The sequence below is a fragment of the Nocardiopsis prasina DSM 43845 genome, from assembly GCF_000341265.1.
GTDB classification, from domain to species: domain Bacteria; phylum Actinomycetota; class Actinomycetes; order Streptosporangiales; family Streptosporangiaceae; genus Nocardiopsis; species Nocardiopsis prasina.
Genome location: NZ_ANAE01000151.1, coordinates 38,724 through 54,846, shown reverse-complemented (window position 1 = coordinate 54,846; position 16,123 = coordinate 38,724). Strand labels below are relative to the sequence as shown.

At 71.7% G+C, this 16,123-nt stretch carries 15 protein-coding genes; 9 read left to right on the top strand and 6 right to left on the bottom strand.

From position 1 onward, the window contains the following. Window positions 1–15: 15 nt before the first annotated feature. Window positions 16–522: a DUF7144 family membrane protein gene (locus tag D452_RS0117335; protein WP_017545411.1), complete on the top strand. Its 507-nt coding sequence runs from the start codon at window positions 16–18 to the stop codon at window positions 520–522. 312 nt (window positions 523–834) lie between these two features. Beyond that, window positions 835–1,962: a hypothetical protein gene (locus D452_RS0117330; protein ID WP_083927546.1), complete on the top strand. Its 1,128-nt coding sequence runs from the start codon at window positions 835–837 to the stop codon at window positions 1,960–1,962. Window positions 1,963–2,407: 445 nt separating this feature from the next. On the opposite strand, the gene D452_RS0117325 is transcribed toward D452_RS0117330, so the two are convergent. Next, on the bottom strand, window positions 2,408–2,854 hold the full coding sequence (locus D452_RS0117325; RefSeq protein ID WP_017545409.1) for a carboxymuconolactone decarboxylase family protein: 447 nt from the start codon (window positions 2,852–2,854) through the stop codon (window positions 2,408–2,410). A gap of 97 nt (window positions 2,855–2,951) precedes the next feature. Here D452_RS0117325 and D452_RS0117320 point away from each other — a divergent pair, with 97 nt between their 5' ends. Further along, a complete protein-coding gene (locus tag D452_RS0117320; RefSeq protein ID WP_017545408.1) occupies window positions 2,952–4,346 on the top strand; it encodes an MATE family efflux transporter in 1,395 nt (464 codons plus the stop codon). 3 nt (window positions 4,347–4,349) lie between these two features. On the opposite strand, the gene D452_RS0117315 is transcribed toward D452_RS0117320, so the two are convergent. Further along, entirely contained in the window at window positions 4,350–5,822 is a 1,473-nt protein-coding gene (locus tag D452_RS0117315; protein WP_017545407.1) for an FAD-dependent oxidoreductase, read from the bottom strand. 101 nt (window positions 5,823–5,923) lie between these two features. Here D452_RS0117315 and D452_RS0117310 point away from each other — a divergent pair, with 101 nt between their 5' ends. Continuing rightward, complete coding sequence (locus D452_RS0117310) at window positions 5,924–6,499, top strand: TetR/AcrR family transcriptional regulator (RefSeq protein WP_017545406.1); 576 nt, start codon at window positions 5,924–5,926, stop codon at window positions 6,497–6,499. A 22-nt stretch (window positions 6,500–6,521) separates the two neighbouring features. Here the strand turns inward: D452_RS0117310 and D452_RS0117305 are convergent, their stop codons facing one another. After that, the gene (locus D452_RS0117305; RefSeq protein WP_017545405.1) at window positions 6,522–7,235 is read right to left on the bottom strand and encodes a response regulator transcription factor; all 714 of its coding nucleotides are present in this window, start codon (window positions 7,233–7,235) and stop codon (window positions 6,522–6,524) included. Further along, window positions 7,235–8,473, bottom strand: coding sequence for a sensor histidine kinase (locus tag D452_RS0117300; protein ID WP_017545404.1), 1,239 nt, complete (start codon window positions 8,471–8,473; stop codon window positions 7,235–7,237). The genes D452_RS0117305 and D452_RS0117300 overlap by 1 nt, the downstream gene beginning before the upstream one ends. Before the next feature lie 169 nt (window positions 8,474–8,642). On the opposite strand from D452_RS0117300, the gene D452_RS0117295 reads away from it, so the two are divergent. The 4 genes from D452_RS0117295 (at window position 8,643) to D452_RS0117280 (ending at window position 13,380) form a co-directional block, all read left to right on the top strand. Next, on the top strand, window positions 8,643–9,419 hold the full coding sequence (locus tag D452_RS0117295; RefSeq protein WP_017545403.1) for an ABC transporter ATP-binding protein: 777 nt from the start codon (window positions 8,643–8,645) through the stop codon (window positions 9,417–9,419). After that, window positions 9,404–11,062: a hypothetical protein gene (locus D452_RS0117290; RefSeq protein ID WP_017545402.1), complete on the top strand. Its 1,659-nt coding sequence runs from the start codon at window positions 9,404–9,406 to the stop codon at window positions 11,060–11,062. Before D452_RS0117295 ends, D452_RS0117290 begins: the two co-directional genes overlap by 16 nt. A 664-nt stretch (window positions 11,063–11,726) precedes the next feature. Next, window positions 11,727–12,689, top strand: coding sequence for an SDR family NAD(P)-dependent oxidoreductase (locus D452_RS0117285; RefSeq protein WP_017545401.1), 963 nt, complete (start codon window positions 11,727–11,729; stop codon window positions 12,687–12,689). 112 nt (window positions 12,690–12,801) lie between these two features. Next, window positions 12,802–13,380 carry a TetR/AcrR family transcriptional regulator gene (locus D452_RS0117280; protein WP_017545400.1) on the top strand — a complete coding sequence of 193 codons (579 nt, stop codon included), beginning with the start codon at window positions 12,802–12,804 and terminating at the stop codon, window positions 13,378–13,380. A 7-nt stretch (window positions 13,381–13,387) separates the two neighbouring features. Here D452_RS0117280 and D452_RS0117275 read toward each other — a convergent pair whose 3' ends face one another. After that, window positions 13,388–14,029, bottom strand: coding sequence for a TetR/AcrR family transcriptional regulator C-terminal domain-containing protein (locus D452_RS0117275; RefSeq protein WP_017545399.1), 642 nt, complete (start codon window positions 14,027–14,029; stop codon window positions 13,388–13,390). Between the two features lie 201 nt (window positions 14,030–14,230). On the opposite strand from D452_RS0117275, the gene D452_RS0117270 reads away from it, so the two are divergent. Beyond that, entirely contained in the window at window positions 14,231–15,406 is a 1,176-nt protein-coding gene (locus D452_RS0117270) for an acyl-CoA dehydrogenase family protein (RefSeq protein ID WP_017545398.1), read from the top strand. Window positions 15,407–15,562: 156 nt separating this feature from the next. Here D452_RS0117270 and D452_RS0117265 read toward each other — a convergent pair whose 3' ends face one another. Continuing rightward, window positions 15,563–15,937 carry an FKBP-type peptidyl-prolyl cis-trans isomerase gene (locus tag D452_RS0117265; protein WP_017545397.1) on the bottom strand — a complete coding sequence of 125 codons (375 nt, stop codon included), beginning with the start codon at window positions 15,935–15,937 and terminating at the stop codon, window positions 15,563–15,565. Between the last annotated feature and the right edge of the window lie 186 nt (window positions 15,938–16,123).

The following is a 16,123-nucleotide window of genomic DNA, read 5'->3' as shown; positions in this document are numbered from 1 at the left end:
GGCAGAGGAGCACCCATGCGGACACAGGCCAACGGTTGGCAGTACTTCGTCGCGACGCTGCTCATCGTCACCGGAGTCATCAACGTGATCCAGGGCCTCGCGGCGATCTTCACCCCGGGCTTCTTCGTCGCCACGGAGACCCAGATGCTCATCCTGGAGTACGGCGCCTGGGGCGTCCTGCTCGGACTCTGGGGTGTGGTGCTGGTCGCCGCCGGTCTGGCGGTCCTGTCCGGCAGCGCCTGGGCTCGGGTCCTCGCCATCGTCCTGTCCGCGCTGAACGCCGTCGCCCAACTGGCCTTCCTGATCGCGATGCCGCTGTGGTCGGTGGTGGTCATCGCCCTCGACATCCTGGTCATCTACGGTCTGACCGCCGGGTGGCCCATCGCGGTCGGCGACGACGACTCCGAGCGCTCCCGCGAGGCCAGCTACCAGGCCGGCTACCGGGCGGCCCACGATCGGCCGCGCGCCGCGCCCCGGCCGACCTCGTCCCCGGAACACGGCCACCAGCAGTCGCCCAACTGAGCCTGCGCCCCCTTGCGCCGCCCCCGCACCGTACGCTCGGGGCGGGGGCGCGCGCATGTCACCGGGCCGGGGCGCGCACAGCGTCCGCGATCCGGGCACCCAGACGGGCCGCCCCGGTGGAGGCACATGTGGGGGCGTCTTTCGCGGAGGAGCCGAGGAACAAACCTGACTATACAGGTAGGGAATTAGGAGTTAAGGCCGGAGGGTCCCCGAACCCGCGCCCGTTCGCAAGACGCGAGCGGGTGCGGAAGGACTCTCCCGCCGACCGGGAGGCCTGTGGACAACCGGGATCCCGGGCTTTCGGAACCTAGGATGGAAGGCATGCGTACCCCCCGTCCGCGTCTGCCGCGAATCCGTGTGTCCGCCTCCGTGATGTCCCATCCCCGCCGAGCCGAGTCCGCGAGGAGGGTCGCCGAACACACCGGCCTGCCCCTCACCGGGCTGGCCCTGGACCCCGACCCGACCGGCCCGCCCACCGCCCTGCGCAGCGCCACAGTGGCCTTCGGCGCCGCCGAGCGGTACGACACCACCCACCACCTGGTCCTCCAGGACGACGTGCGGCTCGCGGAGGGCTTCGCGGGAACCGTGGAACGGTACCTGGACGCCCACCCGGAGGCCGCGGTCTCGTTCTTCGTCGAGTGGGGGTCGCGTACCGCGACCCTGGCCCGGTGGGCGGTGTTCACCGGAGCCGGAGCGGTTCCGGTGGTCAACCCCTACGTGCCCACGGTCGCCCTGGCGCTGCCCTCGGGGCTCTCCGCCGACCTGGCCGGGTTCCTGGCGGCCGAGGGCAGGGAGGAGGAGCCCGACGACCGGGAGGTGCTGCGGTTCGTCCGGCGCACCGGGACCCGCGCGCTGGTCGCGGTGCCGACCCCGGTGGAACACGAGGAGCTGCCCAGCCTGGTCGGCAACTCCGGCCACGGGGCGCGGCGTTCGGTGTGCTTCGCGGCTGAGCCCGTGACGGACCCCGACACCTCGGTCCTGGAACCGCCGCGCCCGCTCCCCCACCTGAACTGGACCACCGGGGAGGCCGTGCTCGTGGACCTCGACCACGACGTACCGGAGTCCCACGTGCCGCTCGCCCGCGCCCTGTCCGCCTGGGGAGCCGACGGGGGACGCATGTCGGCCGCGCTCGCCGCCAGTGCCGGAGCTGGCCCGGTGGCCGGGTCGGTTCCCCCTCCGCACCTGTCGGCGGTCTGGCACACGGCGGTGGCCAACGGCGCCGTGCTGGAGGGCCGCTGGCCGGGGGTGGTCGGCGGGCTACGGAACCGGCGCGGGGAAAGAGCGGTGGAAGGTGCGCTGGCCACGCTGGTACCGGGGGCCCTACGCACCGTGGTCGACGTCGACGTCCTGGAGGAGCACCGGTCGGCGGTGGTCTCGCTGACCCTGGACGCCCTGGAGTTCGGCGCGGAGCACTGCCCCGCCCCCAAGGAGGCCCTGTGACCGGCGACGTGCGCGTCTCCCGCGCGGTGACGACGCACCGGCGCCGAGCCGGGGCGCCCGCGCGCTGGCGCGAGCCCTGGCCGGGCTCGCGCCCACCGTGGTCACGGACCCCGCACCCGAGGGGCCGCCGTCCACCCTGGGCACCTCACGCGCGGCCTGGTCCGCCATGCCCGGCCGGGCCACCCGACACCTGGTTCTCCAGGACGACGCCCGACCGGGCCTGCACGAGGCGCTGTCGACGCTGCTCGCCGCCTCCACACCACGTGGCGGGGAGCCACACCGGGCACGCCTCAGGGCGGCTCGGGAGTGGCCGCACCGCTCCACGAACACACACCCGTGCCCGGGGCTGACACCGCCCCCGGTACACCGGACGGGGACACCCACCGGCACCCGCAGACCATTCCGCACCGGGGGCCTACCCCCGGCGCGGGAACGGCGGAGCGTCCTAGCGCTCCTTGGGGTGCAGCTGGCTGGTGACCGCGAGCCTGTTGTAGAGGTTGATCATCGCGATGGCGGACATCAGGGCCGCGAGTTCGGTCTCGTCGAAGAACTCGGCAGCCGACTCGTAGGCCTCGTCGGAGACCCCGGTGCCGCCGAGCTCGGTCATCTCGTCGGTGAGGGCGAGGGCGGCGCGCTCGCGCTCGGTGAACCGCTCACCGGCCTCGTACCAGGTGGAGACCAGGAAGAGTCGCTGCTGGGACTCGCCCTCCTTGAGCGCCTTCTGGGTATGAAGGTCCACGCAGAAGGCGCAGCCGTTGAGGACGGAGGCCCGGAGTTTGATCAGTTCGAGCAGCTTGACGTCCAGGTGGTCGGCGATGACCACGTCGATCTCGTCGAGCTTCTTGTAGACCTCCGGCAGCTTCTTCGCCCACACCACGCGCTTCTCGGCCATGAGAACCGTCCTCTCTCGTCGAAGACCCTGTCGAGCCAGATGCTACGGCCCCGTCCTTCCGGGAAACGCCCAACCCCCCGAGGAGTCATCCCCGAGCATGTCAACACGCACCGACCGGACCCCCGTGTCCGAACCCCCGTCCACCGCCGACCTGCCCGAGCGCGCGGGAGTGATCGCCTGGAGGATCGCGGGCCAGGCCGCGCCGCTCTTCCTGTCCATGCTGTCCACCCTCATCGGGAGCGCGGTCACCGCGGCGGTCCTGGGCAACTCCGGCACCGTGCAGCTGGCCGCGTACGCGCTGGTGATCGCCGTGTTCAACCCGATGATCATGGTCGTGCACGGCACCCTGCGCGGCTCCCTGCCCTTCTTCACGGAGAACGAGGGGTCACCCCGTGCGCTGGCACCGGTCCTGCGTGACGGACTGTGGCTCGGTCTGCTCCTGGGGATCGTGGGCGGGCTGATGATCCTCGCCGTTCCCCCGGGTGCGCGGTGGATCGGTGTGGCCGAACCCACGGTGGCCGCCCTCGGGCTCTACCCCCTGTTCATGGCCGGGTACGTGGTGCTGGCGGCGGTCAAGAACGCGACCACCGTGCTGCTGGTCGGGTTGGGCCACACCAGGGCGGTGCTGGCGTTGTCCCTGGCCGCCGTGGCCTTCTCTCTGGTTTCGACCCCGACCCTGGTGCTCGGGCTCGGCCCCTTCCCGGCTCTGGGGCTGCTCGGCGCGGGGGTCTCCATGCTCGCGATGAACGTGATCACCGTGGGCCTGAACTTCGCGGTGGTCCGACGCGGCACGATCCTGCGCGGGCACCGGATCGGGTTCGGGGCGCCCCGGTGGGCGGGGATCGGCAGGATGGCGAAGGTGGGGCTGCCCACGGGTTCCACGCTGTTGATCAAGTCGGGGTCGTTGAGCGTCCTGGCCGTGGTGGTCGCCCGGATCGGCCCGGAGGAGGCCGCCATGCACCAGGTCGCCGTGGTGCTCGTGGGGATGGCCTTCATCTCCTTCGTCAGCGTGGGGCAGGCCACCGTCCCGTTCACCGTGCGCGCGGCCCTGGTCCGGGACCGGGCGCTGGTGGTGCGCACCGTGGTGGCGAGCTACCTGGTGTCGATCCCGGTGGTGCTGGTCAGCGGCGCGCTGTTGTGGTGGGCGGCGGACCCCGTGGTGGGGCTGTTCACCGACGACCCCGGCGTGCGCGCGGGGGTGGTCGCGCTCGTCCCGCTGCTGTGCCTGGTGGGCGCGTTCGACGCCCTCCAGTCGGCACCCAACTCGGGGTTGCTCGGGCTCAAGGACACCCGGCCCGCCATGTACGCCTTCGCTCTCGGGTACGGGGTCCTCGTGCTGTCCTCGGTGCCGCTCGTGGAACGGGGAGGACTGGCCGACCTGTGGTCGGCCTACGCCGCCGCCACGGCGTTCCTGGTGGTGGCGCAGTGGTTCTCGTTCCTCCGGATGTCCCGCCGTGTCGTGCGGGAGACACCCCCGGCGCCCTCCGTCTGAGGGTCAGGGGGCGCCGGTCCACTCGGCGAGGACCTGGCGGACCTGACCGGGGGCGGGGCGTTCGCCGCTCCAGGCGACGTACCCGTCGGGCCGGACGAGGAGCACGTCCGCGCCCTCGGGGAGGTCGCCCCGGACACGCACGGACAGGACACGGTCCTCCCAGGGCTGGGCGGCCTCGGCTGCGCTCCCCTGCGCGGTGGTGTCGAGCAGGGTGAACCGGGCGGGGTCCACCAGCTCGTACAGCCGGGTCGGCTCCCCCGCGCGGACCAACGGCAGATCGTCCACGCGGCGGCCCACCGACGGCGAGTCCTCCACCTCGCGGGGCCGGTCGTAGCGCACACCCAGACCGGAGATCAGCCTGCGCATCGCCGCGGTGAACCTGCGGACGCGGAGGAGCCTCGGGACCACGTGGGGTCGGATGGCACGGATCGGCGCGGGCGCCACCGCCATGCGCTGGACGAAGTCGGTGACACGCAGGGCCTGACGGCCCACCGGATGGCGTTCCCCCTCGTAGGTGTCGAGCAACCAGGTCGGGGCCCGCCCCCGTTCCTGCGCGGCCAGCTTCCAGGCCAGGTTGGCGGCGTCCTGGATGCCGGTGTTCATACCCATGGCGCCCATCGGCGAGTGCACGTGGGCGGCGTCACCGGCGAGCAGGACCCGCCCGACCCGGTAGCGGTCGGCCTGACGGCGTTCGCTGAGGAAACGGGTGGACCAGCTCATCTCGGCGACGCTGACCCGTCCGCCGGTGATCCGCCGCAGGGAGTCGTTGAGCTCGTCCAGGCTGACCGGGTGGTCGAGGGGTACGTCCTGTCGGCTGCGGTCCCAGACGATGGCGCGGAACCAGCCGTCCCCGTAGGGCGGCAGCAGGGCGACACCGTCCGCTCCCATGTACGGGTTGATCGCGGGAGGCAGTTCCTGGTCCGGGCGCACGTCGGCGAGGATGATGTGGGTGTCGTAGCTGCGTCCGCTGAACCCCACTCCCAGCAACCTGCGGACGACGCTGTGCGCCCCGTCCGCACCCACCACGTAGGAGGCGCGTTCGGTGTGCGCTCCGTCCCGGGTTCGGACGCTGAGGGTGACCCCGTCACCGTCCTGTTCGAGCCCCACCACCTCGGCTCCCCTGCGGATCCGCACGCCCAGGTCCTCGGCCCGGCGTTGGAGGAGTGTCTCGGTGCGCGCCTGCGCGACGGTCAGCACGTACTTGAACCGGCTTTCGGGGTGGTCCAGGTCCAGGGCCGTCTCCCCACCTCCCAGGTCCACGCGGACCCCGGACACCTCGAAGCCCTGGTCGACGATCTCGTCGGCGATACCGCGCATGTCGAAGAGTTCGAGGGTGCGGGCGTGCAGGGCGAAGGCACGGGTCAGGTTGGATTCCTCGGCCCGCTTCTCCAGGAGGGTGACGTCCGCCCCGGCCTCCGCGAGGTCCCCCGCGAGCATGAGACCGGTGGGCCCGGCCCCGACGATGATGACGCTCATGCCGTTTCTCCTTACGGCGATTCAACGGTACTCTCAATACCGGTACTCGTAGTATCGATACTACGAGTACCAGAATCACTGTCAAGAATCCGGGAGAGGTAATGCGCAAGGGACGCGGTGGCCGCCGCCCCGATCCCGCCGTGGACGAGGCCATCCGGCGGGCCACGGTGGGGCTGCTCCGGGAACGCGGGTTCGAGCTGACCTTCGACGAGGTCGCCGAACGCGCGGGGGTCGGCCGGACCAGCGTGTTCCGGCGATACGCCACCAAGGAGGAACTTCTCCTGGCCGCCGCCGAGCAGATCACGATCGACCGGATCGAGGTCCCCGACACCGGCTCCCTCACCGGCGACCTGACCGCCGCCGTCCGCGCCGTGTACCGGGTGTTCGAGGAGCAGGCCACGCAGACGCTGGCCAGACACGCCCTCGTGGCGGCGCTGCGGGAACAACCGGGCGCGGTGATCATCCGCGGGCTCCTCAACCGACGTCTGGAGCTGGTCACCGCGCTGCTGGAGCGCGCGGTGGAGCGCGGTGAGATCCCCGGAACGGAGCGGGCCCGGCTCGTCGCCGACCTGCTCTCCGGAATGATCATGGCGCGTCTGGCCACCGACCTTCCGCTGCCCGGCGAGGAGGAGTCCGCCGCCCTGGCCGCCGCGATGGCCACCGCCGCCGCGGCCTGAAGGCGCCGAGAGAACCGGCCGCTCAGCCCTCGAGGTCCCGAGCGTCATGAGTGAGCAGGGCCAACTGGATGCGGCCCGACAGGTCCAGCTTGGTCAGCGCACTGGACACGTGTGCCTTGACGGTGCCCATGGACATGAACAGGCGATCCGCGATCTCCGCGTTGGAGAGCCCCTCGGTCACTGCCTCGGCCACATCCCGTTCCCTCTCGGTGAGCAGCGCCAACCGGGCCCGGGCGCGATCACGGCGCGTGGGAGCCTCGGAACGCTCCACCTGGTCGATCCCGGCCACCCGGTCCATCAGCGCGCGGGCCACGCTCGGTGACAGCACCGGTTCGCCCAGCGCGGCGCGGCGCACGGCCTCGACGATCCGCGCCGGGTCCGTGTGCTTGAGCAGGTATCCGGCGGCGCCCGCGCGCAGGGCCCGCACGACGGTGGCGTCGGCGTCGAAGGTGGTCAGCACCAGCACCTGCGGTCCCGGGAACCGGGGCGTTCCATCCGACAGCCCCGTTCTCAGCTGCTCGGTGGCGGCGATACCGTCGACCCCCGGCATGCGCACGTCCATGAGGACCACGTCCGGACGGTGCTCGGCCACGGCGGCCGCCACCTGGGAGCCGTCGTCGGCCTCGCCCACGACCTCGATGTCGCCGCCTCCGGAGAGCATCAGGCGCAGACCGGCGCGTACCAGGGCGTCGTCGTCCACGAGCAGGACCCGGACCGGAGCGTTCACGGGCTCCACTATGACACCTTCCGGCCACGGTCATCGGCGGGCCTCGTGGGCTGGTCCACGTGCCAGGGCAGCACGGCGGTCAACCGGAAGCGGCCACGGGAGGGACCGTGTCTCAAGCGCCCTCCGTCCAGGTGCACCCGTTCGGCCAGCCCCGCCAGTCCGGCCCCGGCGCCGGGGATCTCGCTCTCGGCCCTGCCGATCGGTAGTACGTTGCTGACCACGATCACCAGTTCACGGCCCGGGGCGCCGGTCACCGTGACCGAGACCTTGGCCCCCGGGGCGTGTTTGCGGGTGTTGGTCAGCCCCTCCTGCACCACCCGGTAGGCGGTGCGCCTGACCTGGTCCCGGGGTTCGACGCCCTCGGGCAGGTCAGAGGTGTAGGAGACCTTCTCCCCCGCGTCGACGGCCTCCGCCACCAGCCGTGCGACGTCCGTGAGCCGGGGCTGGTGGGTGCCCTCGTCCTCCCCGGACAGGTCACCCGAGCGCAGCACGGTGAGGATGTCGCCGAGTTCGTCCAGGACCCGGTGCGCGTTGTCGCGGATGACCCGGACCGCGGAGCCCACCTCCGCGGCCTTGAGCGGCTCCGCCTCCCCGGTCTCCGCCCGTTCGGTGCGGAAGGCCAGCGCCCCGGCGTGCACGGACAGCAGGGACATGCGGTGGGCGACCACGTCGTGCATCTCGCGGGCGATCCTGCGACGTTCGTCCACCCGGGCGGCGGCCAACCGTTCCTCCCTCAGTTCGCGTTCGCGGCGCACGTCCTCCCGCAACCGCTCGACCAGTCGCCTGCGGGAGCGGATGGCCGCACCCCACGCCACGTAGGCGCTCATCAACACCAGGATGACGATCGCGGTGACGACGGAGTCGCCGGTGGTGTCGGGCACCAGCGCGACCCAGGGCAGGCCGAGGACCACGGCCAGGAAGGCCCCCAGCACCGCCTGTGGCAGGGGGCGGTAGACGGCCAGCCCGATGATGGACACCGTCAGCGCGCCGATCACCGAGGTGGAGAACGAGGCGAGCAGGACGATGACCAGCGCCACGGCCAGCGGGCGGTCCCGCCGCCACCACAGGGCCAGGCAGCCCAGCGGGAGGCAGGCCAGGTCCAGCCAGAGGACCCACGCGGGTACCCGGTCGGTCGGGTGCAGGTCCGCCGCGTAGCCCGCGTAGGACACCAGCCCGAACACGCCCGCGAACACCACGAGGAGGATGTCCACCACGAGGTCGCGGCGGCTGCGGCGACTCGGCTCCATGCACCCCTCCCCACTGTCACGTCCTGGCCGGATTCCAGCCTAGAACGACGTGTCCGCCGGGCACCTCGATCACCAGGCCAGGTGTGGCGTGCTCATGCTGGCCACCCGGCCAGCGGGTCTGTCCGGTTGACCGATGCGAACCGGACGGCGTTCCCGGAGTATGGGCAGCATGACTAGCGACGACGTTCCAGCCCTCGAACTGGACGGACTCACCAAGACCTTCAACGAGACGCGGGCGGCTGACGACGTCAGCATCGCCGTCCCGCGCGGCGCCACGCTGGGCCTGGTCGGCCCCAACGGCGCGGGCAAGACCACCTCGTTGTCGATGGCCGTAGGTCTGCTGCGCCCGGACTCCGGCACCGCCAGGGTCCTCGGCGTGGACGTGTGGCGGGACCCGGTCGAGGCCAAGCAACGGATGGGCGTGCTTCCGGACGGCCTCTCCCTGCCGGAACGGCTCACCGGAGGCGAACTGCTCGACTACTGGGGGCGGCTGCGCGGCCTGCCCCGCGACGTCACCCGGACCCGCGCGGAGGAACTGCTCCAGGTCCTCGAACTGGACGGCGCGGAGCGCGACGGCGTGCTGGTCGCTGAGTTCTCCACCGGTATGCGCAAGAAGATCGGCCTGGCCACCGCGCTGCTGCACGCCCCGGACGTGCTGGTCCTGGACGAGCCGTACGAGGCGGTGGACCCGGTCTCGGCGCGGGTGCTGACGGCGATCCTGCGCCGGTTCACCGACGGTGGCGGCACCGTGGTGATCTCCAGCCACGTGATGGCCCTGGTGGAGCAGCTCACCGACCGGGTGGCGATCATCGCGGAGGGGCGCGTGCTGGCGGACGGCACGCTCGGTGAGGTCCGGGGCGCGGACGCGACCCTGGAGGACACCTTCGTCCGTCTGGTCGGGGCCCGCGAGGTCGGGGAGGGGGATCTGGCGTGGTTGAACTCCTGATTCGCCTCAAGATCACCCTGGGACGGCACAGCTCCGTCGGCACGAGGTTCCTCTCCCTGGTGATGATCGCCCTGGGGGTCGCACTGACCTGGTACCTGGCGGTGGCGGCCACCTCCGACCAGGTCCGGTCGGGACTGCTCATGCTGGCCCTCGCGGTCTGGGCCGGCGGATGGCTGCTCGGCCCCACGATCACCAACGGGGTGGGGGTGCTGAGAGCGCAGTACTTCACCCTGCTTCCCCTGGACCGGAACCGGGTGGGTGCCGGGCTGCTGGCGACGGCGTTCGTCGGCACGGGCCCACTGCTCACCCTGGTGGCCACGGCGACGGTCGCCTGGCACGCGTGGGCCTCGGATCCGGCCGCGCTGTTCCTGGGACTGCTCGGCATGCTGGCGCTGCTGGTGCTCATGGTGTCGCTGTCGCGCCTGGTGTTCCGGGCGTTGGGCGCGGCCATGCACAGCCGGATCGGGATGGAGATCGCCTCCCTGCAATGGGGCCTGATCCTGGCCGGACTCTTCTTCGGGTGGATGGTGGTCCAGCCAGCGTTCTCGGCCGTGTCGAGCCTGTCCCGGGAAGGGCTCCAGGGCACGGTCCTGACCGTGCTGTCCGTGGTGCCGACCTCCTGGCCGGTGCTGGCGGTGGACGCGGCCGCCGCGGGGTCGTGGGGGGCGGCCTTCGGTTGGCTGGGCGCACTCGGCGCGCTGACCCTGGTGACGGTGCTGGTCACCGTGCGCTTGCTGGCTCCGAGCGTGGCCCCCCGCGGTGTGCGGAGACGGTCGCGGCCGCTGGGCTCGCGGGTACTGCTCGGCGGTCGTTCGTTCCTGCCGGACACCCCGCTGGGCGCGGTGGTCGGCAAGGAGCTGCGTCAGTGGTGGCGGGACCCGTGGCGCGGCCTGGAACTCCGCGCCGCCCTGTGGACGGGTCTGATCATCGGGGTGTTCGGGCTGATCGGTCCCCTGCCACAGATCGCTCCCTTCGCGGGTGTGGCGGCCCTCCTCGTGATCGGCTTGGGAGGCGCCAACATGTACGGGCACGACGGCACCGCCCTGTGGCTGACCGTGGTCGGCCAGGGACGCGACACCCTCCGCGCCGACGTGCGGGGCAGACAGATCGCGTTCGCCCTGCTCGCGGGCCCGTCATCGGCGGCGTTGAGCCTGGTGGCCGTGGTCGCCTCCGGAGCGTACTGGGCAGTTCCGTACGTGGTGTCGGGCCTGGTGGTGTTCCTGGGGGTGACCGCCGGGCTGACGCTCCTGCTGTCGGTGGTGGCTGTCACCCCGGGGGTGGACCCGCACCTGCGGGTGGACGCCAACGACGCCGGTGACAACCAGATCCAGGTGTGGATCAGCCTGGTCGCCCTGCCGTTGCTGTCGGCCCCCGCCCTCGGAACCCTCGTGTGGGCGGGTGTCCAGGGCGTGCCCTGGCTGGCCGTTCCGGTGGCGCTGGCCAACGGGGCTCTGGCCGCCTGGCTGCTGGGCAGGTCCGCCCACCAACGTCTGGAGAAGCGGCTGCCCGAGACCTTCACCCGCATCCGCTACGGCAAGGCAGTCGCGGCTCAGGCCGCTGCCGGGTCCGGCGGAGGCCTGCTGGACCAACTGGAGCGCGGGGCGCTGGCCACCAACGTGGACATCAAACCCACCGGCTCCTGACCCGGCCGACCGGACGGCCCAAGGACGGGCCCAAGGACGAGCCACCCAAGAAGGCCACTGGTCAGGACGGGCTGTCCACTCCCAAGGGAAACCCTTCCCCCATCGCTTCAGGCCGACCACACATCGGGCCGTCCCCCTCAGCAGGTGGCTCCTGCTCTCCCTCTTCGGGAGGACCACTGCCGAAGGGGCGCGATCGGCCGCGACTCCGGCCAGGGGCCTGAGACCGACCTCCCGACCGGGCGGAGGTTCACAGGACTACTCATGGAAGAGCGGCGCCGGTGGTGGCCCCAGGTCACCGCCGGCGTACTTCCGTCGGGGCCCCGCTCCACCGCACCCGCCCATCCCGGCTTCCGGGCCCGCCCCCGTATCCACCGCCAGAGCTGTTCCCACGTCCACCGCACCGCCTGCCACACCCCGCACCACCCCCTGGATCGCTCTCCACCTTCGATCCTCCGGGAGCCCGCGACCCGCCACAAGCCCTGGGTCCGGGCCTGTGGACAACCTCCGGACCCGCTGGGCCCTTCCGGCTTCCCGGGAACCGCACGCGCACCGGGCAGGGTTCCTCCCGGGCGCGGCTCCCAAGCACATCGGGGTGGCGGCCCGGCGCGGGTGTCGGCGCGTGAGATTTGACCTGGAGTGCGCTCCAGGTCCTAGCGTGAGCCGCATGACCACGAAACAGAGCAGGATCGGGTCCGGATTCGGCATGCGAAGCACCGCGGCCGACGTCCTCGACGGCATCGACCTCACCGGACGGGTCGCACTGGTGACCGGTGGCTACTCGGGAATCGGCCTGGAGACCACGCGGGCCCTCGCGGGGGCGGGCGCCCGCGTGGTCGTCCCGGCGCGCAGGCCCGAACTCTCCCAGGAGGCCCTGGCGACGATCCCCGGCGCCGAGACCGCCGCGCTGGACCTGGCCGACCTGGACAGCGTGCGGGCCTTCGCCGCCTCCTTCCCGCACGACCGGATCGACCTGGTGATCAACAGCGCCGGAATCATGGCCAGCCCGCACACTGTGGTCGGGCCCGGCTGGGAGGCCCAGTTCGCCGTCAACCACCTGGGGCACTTCGCCCTGGTCAACCATCTGTGGGACCGGCTCACCGACGGAACCCGGGTGGTCTCGGTGTCCTCCGCCGCACACCACGCCTCCGGCATCCGCTGGGACGATCCGTGGTTCGAGCGGGGCTACGACCGCTGGCTGGCCTATGGCCAGGCCAAGACCGCCAACGCCCTCTTCGCCATGCACCTGGACCGGCTCGGCAGTGCGCATGGGGTGCGGGCCTTCTCCCTGCACCCGGGCGCCATCCTCACCCCGCTCCAGCGGCACATGACCGCCCAGGAGCAGGTGGACCGGGGGTGGATCGATGAGGAGGGCAACATCGTCGACCCCGTCTTCAAGTCTCCCGAGCAGGGCGCCGCCACCCAGGTGTGGGCGGCCACCTCCCCGCGGCTCACGGACCTGGGCGGGGTGTACTGCGAGAACTGCGACATCGCCGAACCTCCCGAGTCCGCCGACACCAAGCAGGGAGAGGCCGGGGTGGCCGCCCACGCCCGCGATCCCGAGCAGGCCGAACGGCTCTGGGCGTGGTCGGCCGAGCTCACCGGCGTGGACGCGCTCGCCCGCTCCTGACCCCGTGAACCCGCGCGGGGCGCCCCGTCCGACGAGGGCGCCCCGCAAGCGGCGTCGGCCACCCCGCCGCCTGTGCCAGAGTTGGATCCGGGAGGACCAGCAGGAGGTACAGATGGCTCGGAAGGCCGACCCCGCGAGGCGACGCGAGGTCCTGGACGCCGTGATCGAACAGCTCGCGGAAACCGGGATCAGCGGGTTCACGCTGCGCGGTCTCGCCCAGGGACTGGGGCAGAGCACCCGCGTGTTCACCCATCACTTCGCCGACCGCGAGGACCTGCTCTCGGCGGTCCTGTCCCGCCTGGACGAGCGTCAGCACCGGTCGCTGCTGGCCACCAAGGGGTGGGAGGACCCGGCGGTCCCGGTCAGCGACATCGTCCGCGACTCCTGGGAGCGCAACCTCGGCCCGGAACTCCCCATGACCCGGCTCATCCGCGAGATCGAGGGTCTGGCCTCGGCGGGACGCTTACCCGCGTCCAGCGCCGGGTTCCTGCGCGGGCGGGCGGAGTTCGTCGCCTCCTGCCTGACCCTGCGCGGCGCCTCGCCAGACCGCGCCCTCAGCCAGGCCACGCTGCTCAACGCGGCCTTCTCCGGCCTGGAGGCCGACTACCTGTCCACCGGCGACCTGGGCCGCGCCGAGGCCGGACTGGACCTCCTGTGCGAGTGGATCGACGCCACCACGCCACCGCGCTGACTCGGGTCTACTCGCCGGTCCGCACGCGCACCCTCTCGTAGACCGGCACCAGGCCGTCGAGGAAGGCCGTCAACGCCAGCTCGAAGCTGTCCTCGTCGATCTCGGCCGCGACCTCCGCCAGCCGGTGGGCCTGCGACAGGTTCGGGTAGCGGTCCTGGTAGACCCACACGTCGTCGTCGAAGCCGCCCGCGAAGGAGTGGGTCGCCGCACCCACCACCAGGTACTTGGTGGAGGCACCGATCATGGTCGCGTACCGGGGCGGCCAGCCCGCGCCCACGAGCCCTCCGTGCACGGCGTCGGCCCGGCGCAGCGCCTCCTCACGACGGCCCGGACCGGCCGCGATCACCGGCAGCAGGTTGCGGTGTTGGGCCAAGGCGGCGCGGTAGGAACGCGCCCACACGGCCAGGCCCCGGCGCCAGTCGCGGTTTCCGAAGGCCGAGACGTCGATGTGTCTGGTGGCCTCCTCCGCGACCTCGCTGAGCAGCTCCTCCTTGGTCCGGTAGTGGCTGTACAGCGAGGCGGCCTGTACGGCGAGTTCCTGGGCGAGCTTGCGCATGGAGAGCTTCTCCAGCCCGTCCCGGTCGATGAGCGCGAGCGCGGCTTCACGGATGGCCGGTTTGCTCAGGATCGGTGTCTTGGGTCGGGCCACGGCGGGGCTCCCCTTCCGCGCTGCTCTTGAGCGCCGGGCCGTCCGGCGTCAGCGCTGATCATCGCACGGTGGCGCCCCGACTCCCGTCGAACGCCCCTGGTTCGGTCGCGTCCCCGACCGTACGGCCGACCCCTTGCGTGAGTTGACGGGCGCGACGTACTCTCGAATAACCGAACAGCGTTAGGTTATTTGGGAGCAGCCGTGATTGATTTCTCACTGAGCGAAGAGCAGCGCGCCATCCAGAGCTGGGTGCGGACCTTCGTCGAGCGGGAGCTCATGCCTCTGGAGAACGAAGCGCTGCGCCGCGAACGTGAGGGCCACCCGCCCGGGCTGACCCACGAGGAGAAGACCCGGCTGCGCGCGCTGGCCCGCAGGTCCGACTTCTGGGGTGTGGGCACGCCGGAGGAGTACGGCGGCATGGGCCTGGACGCCGTCACGGAGGCTCTCATCGAGACCGAACTCGGCCGCACCTTCCTCACGTTCAAGTTCGGCGGCGAGGCCGACAACATCCTGTTCCATGCCAACGAGGAGCAAAAGCGCGCCTACCTGCTCCCCACCATCGAGGGCGAGCGCAGGTCCTGCTTCGCCATCACCGAACCCGGAGCCGGGTCCGACGCCAAGGCCATCCGCACACGGGCCGTCCGCGACGGTGACGAGTGGGTGATCAACGGCGAGAAGACCTTCATCACCGGCGGTGAGGAGGCCGACTTCGCCCTGGTCTTCGCGGTCACCGACCCCGAGAGGGGTGCTGACGGCGGCGTGACCTGCTTCCTTGTCGACCGCGACATGGGCTGGACCTCCGAGCCCATCGACACCATGGGCGAGCGCCGCCCGGCGTCCCTGGTCTTCCAGGACGTGCGCGTCCCCCACGAGAACATCCTCGGTGAGGAGGGGAGGGGCTTCGCCCTGGCCATGAAGTGGATCGGCCGGGGCCGCTACCTGCTGCCCGCCCGCGCCCTCGGCGGCTGCGAACGCCTGCTCGACATGGGCATCGTGTACGCGAAGACCCGGGAGACCTTCGGGGCGCCCATCGCGGACCGGCAGGCCATCCAGTGGATGATCGCCGACTCCCAGACCGAGATCGAGGCTCTGCGGCTGCTGGTGCTGCACGCCGCCTGGCAGGTCTCGCAGGGCGTGGACTCACGGCACGCGCAGTCGATCGCCAAGCTGTTCGGCGGCGTGAAGGCCAACGAGATCGTCGACCGCGTCATGCAGATCCACGGCGGTATGGGCTACACGCGGGAACTGCCCGTCGAACGCTTCTACCGTGACCTGCGGCTCCTGCGCATCTTCGAGGGAACCGACGAGATCCAGCGCCGCACCATCGCCCGCGACCTGCTCAAGGGCCACGTGAAGGTGGGCGCGACCCTCAGGTAGGGCTCGCGCGCCGGACGGGGCCCGTTCCTCGCACCAAGGTGGGCCTCGCGACCGAACCGGGGCCCGCTCCGCGCTCGAAGACGCCTCACGGACCCCGGTTCGTCCGCCCACCGCTCGGCCTCGGGGACCCCTGGCCGGGCGGCGGAGCGGAGTGTCCTAGTTGACGTCGACCAGGTCGACGACGAACACCAGGGTCTCCCCCGGCTTGATGAGGCCACCGGCGCCGCGGTCGCCGTAGGCGAGGCCCGGCGGGATGACCAGCTGACGGCGGCCGCCGACGCGCATGCCCAGGACACCCTGGTCCCAGCCGGGGATGACCTGACGGGCGCCCAGCTTGAAACGCAGGGGCTCGCCGCGGTTCCAGCTGGCGTCGAACTCCTCACCGGTGGAGTGCGAGACACCGACGTACTGCACGCTGACGGTGCTGCCGTGCCCGGCCTGGTCGCCCTCGCCGACGGTGATGTCGGTGATCTGGAGGTCCGCGGGCGGCGGGCCTTCGATGAAGTCGATCTCGGGACGCTCAAGCGCCATGGTAGGTCCCCTCGGTTGAAGACGTGAACAGAGAGGCCCAGGCTATCGGTGGTGACCGATGGTGCCGGACAGAGTTCGCAAAAGGGCCGGAAGTCGGGGTTCACGATCCGGGAATCCGGGGACTCGGGGCACCGGCCTCCACGACGGGCCCGTCCCAGGGCGGAAGGCCCGGAGCACCCGGGGGTC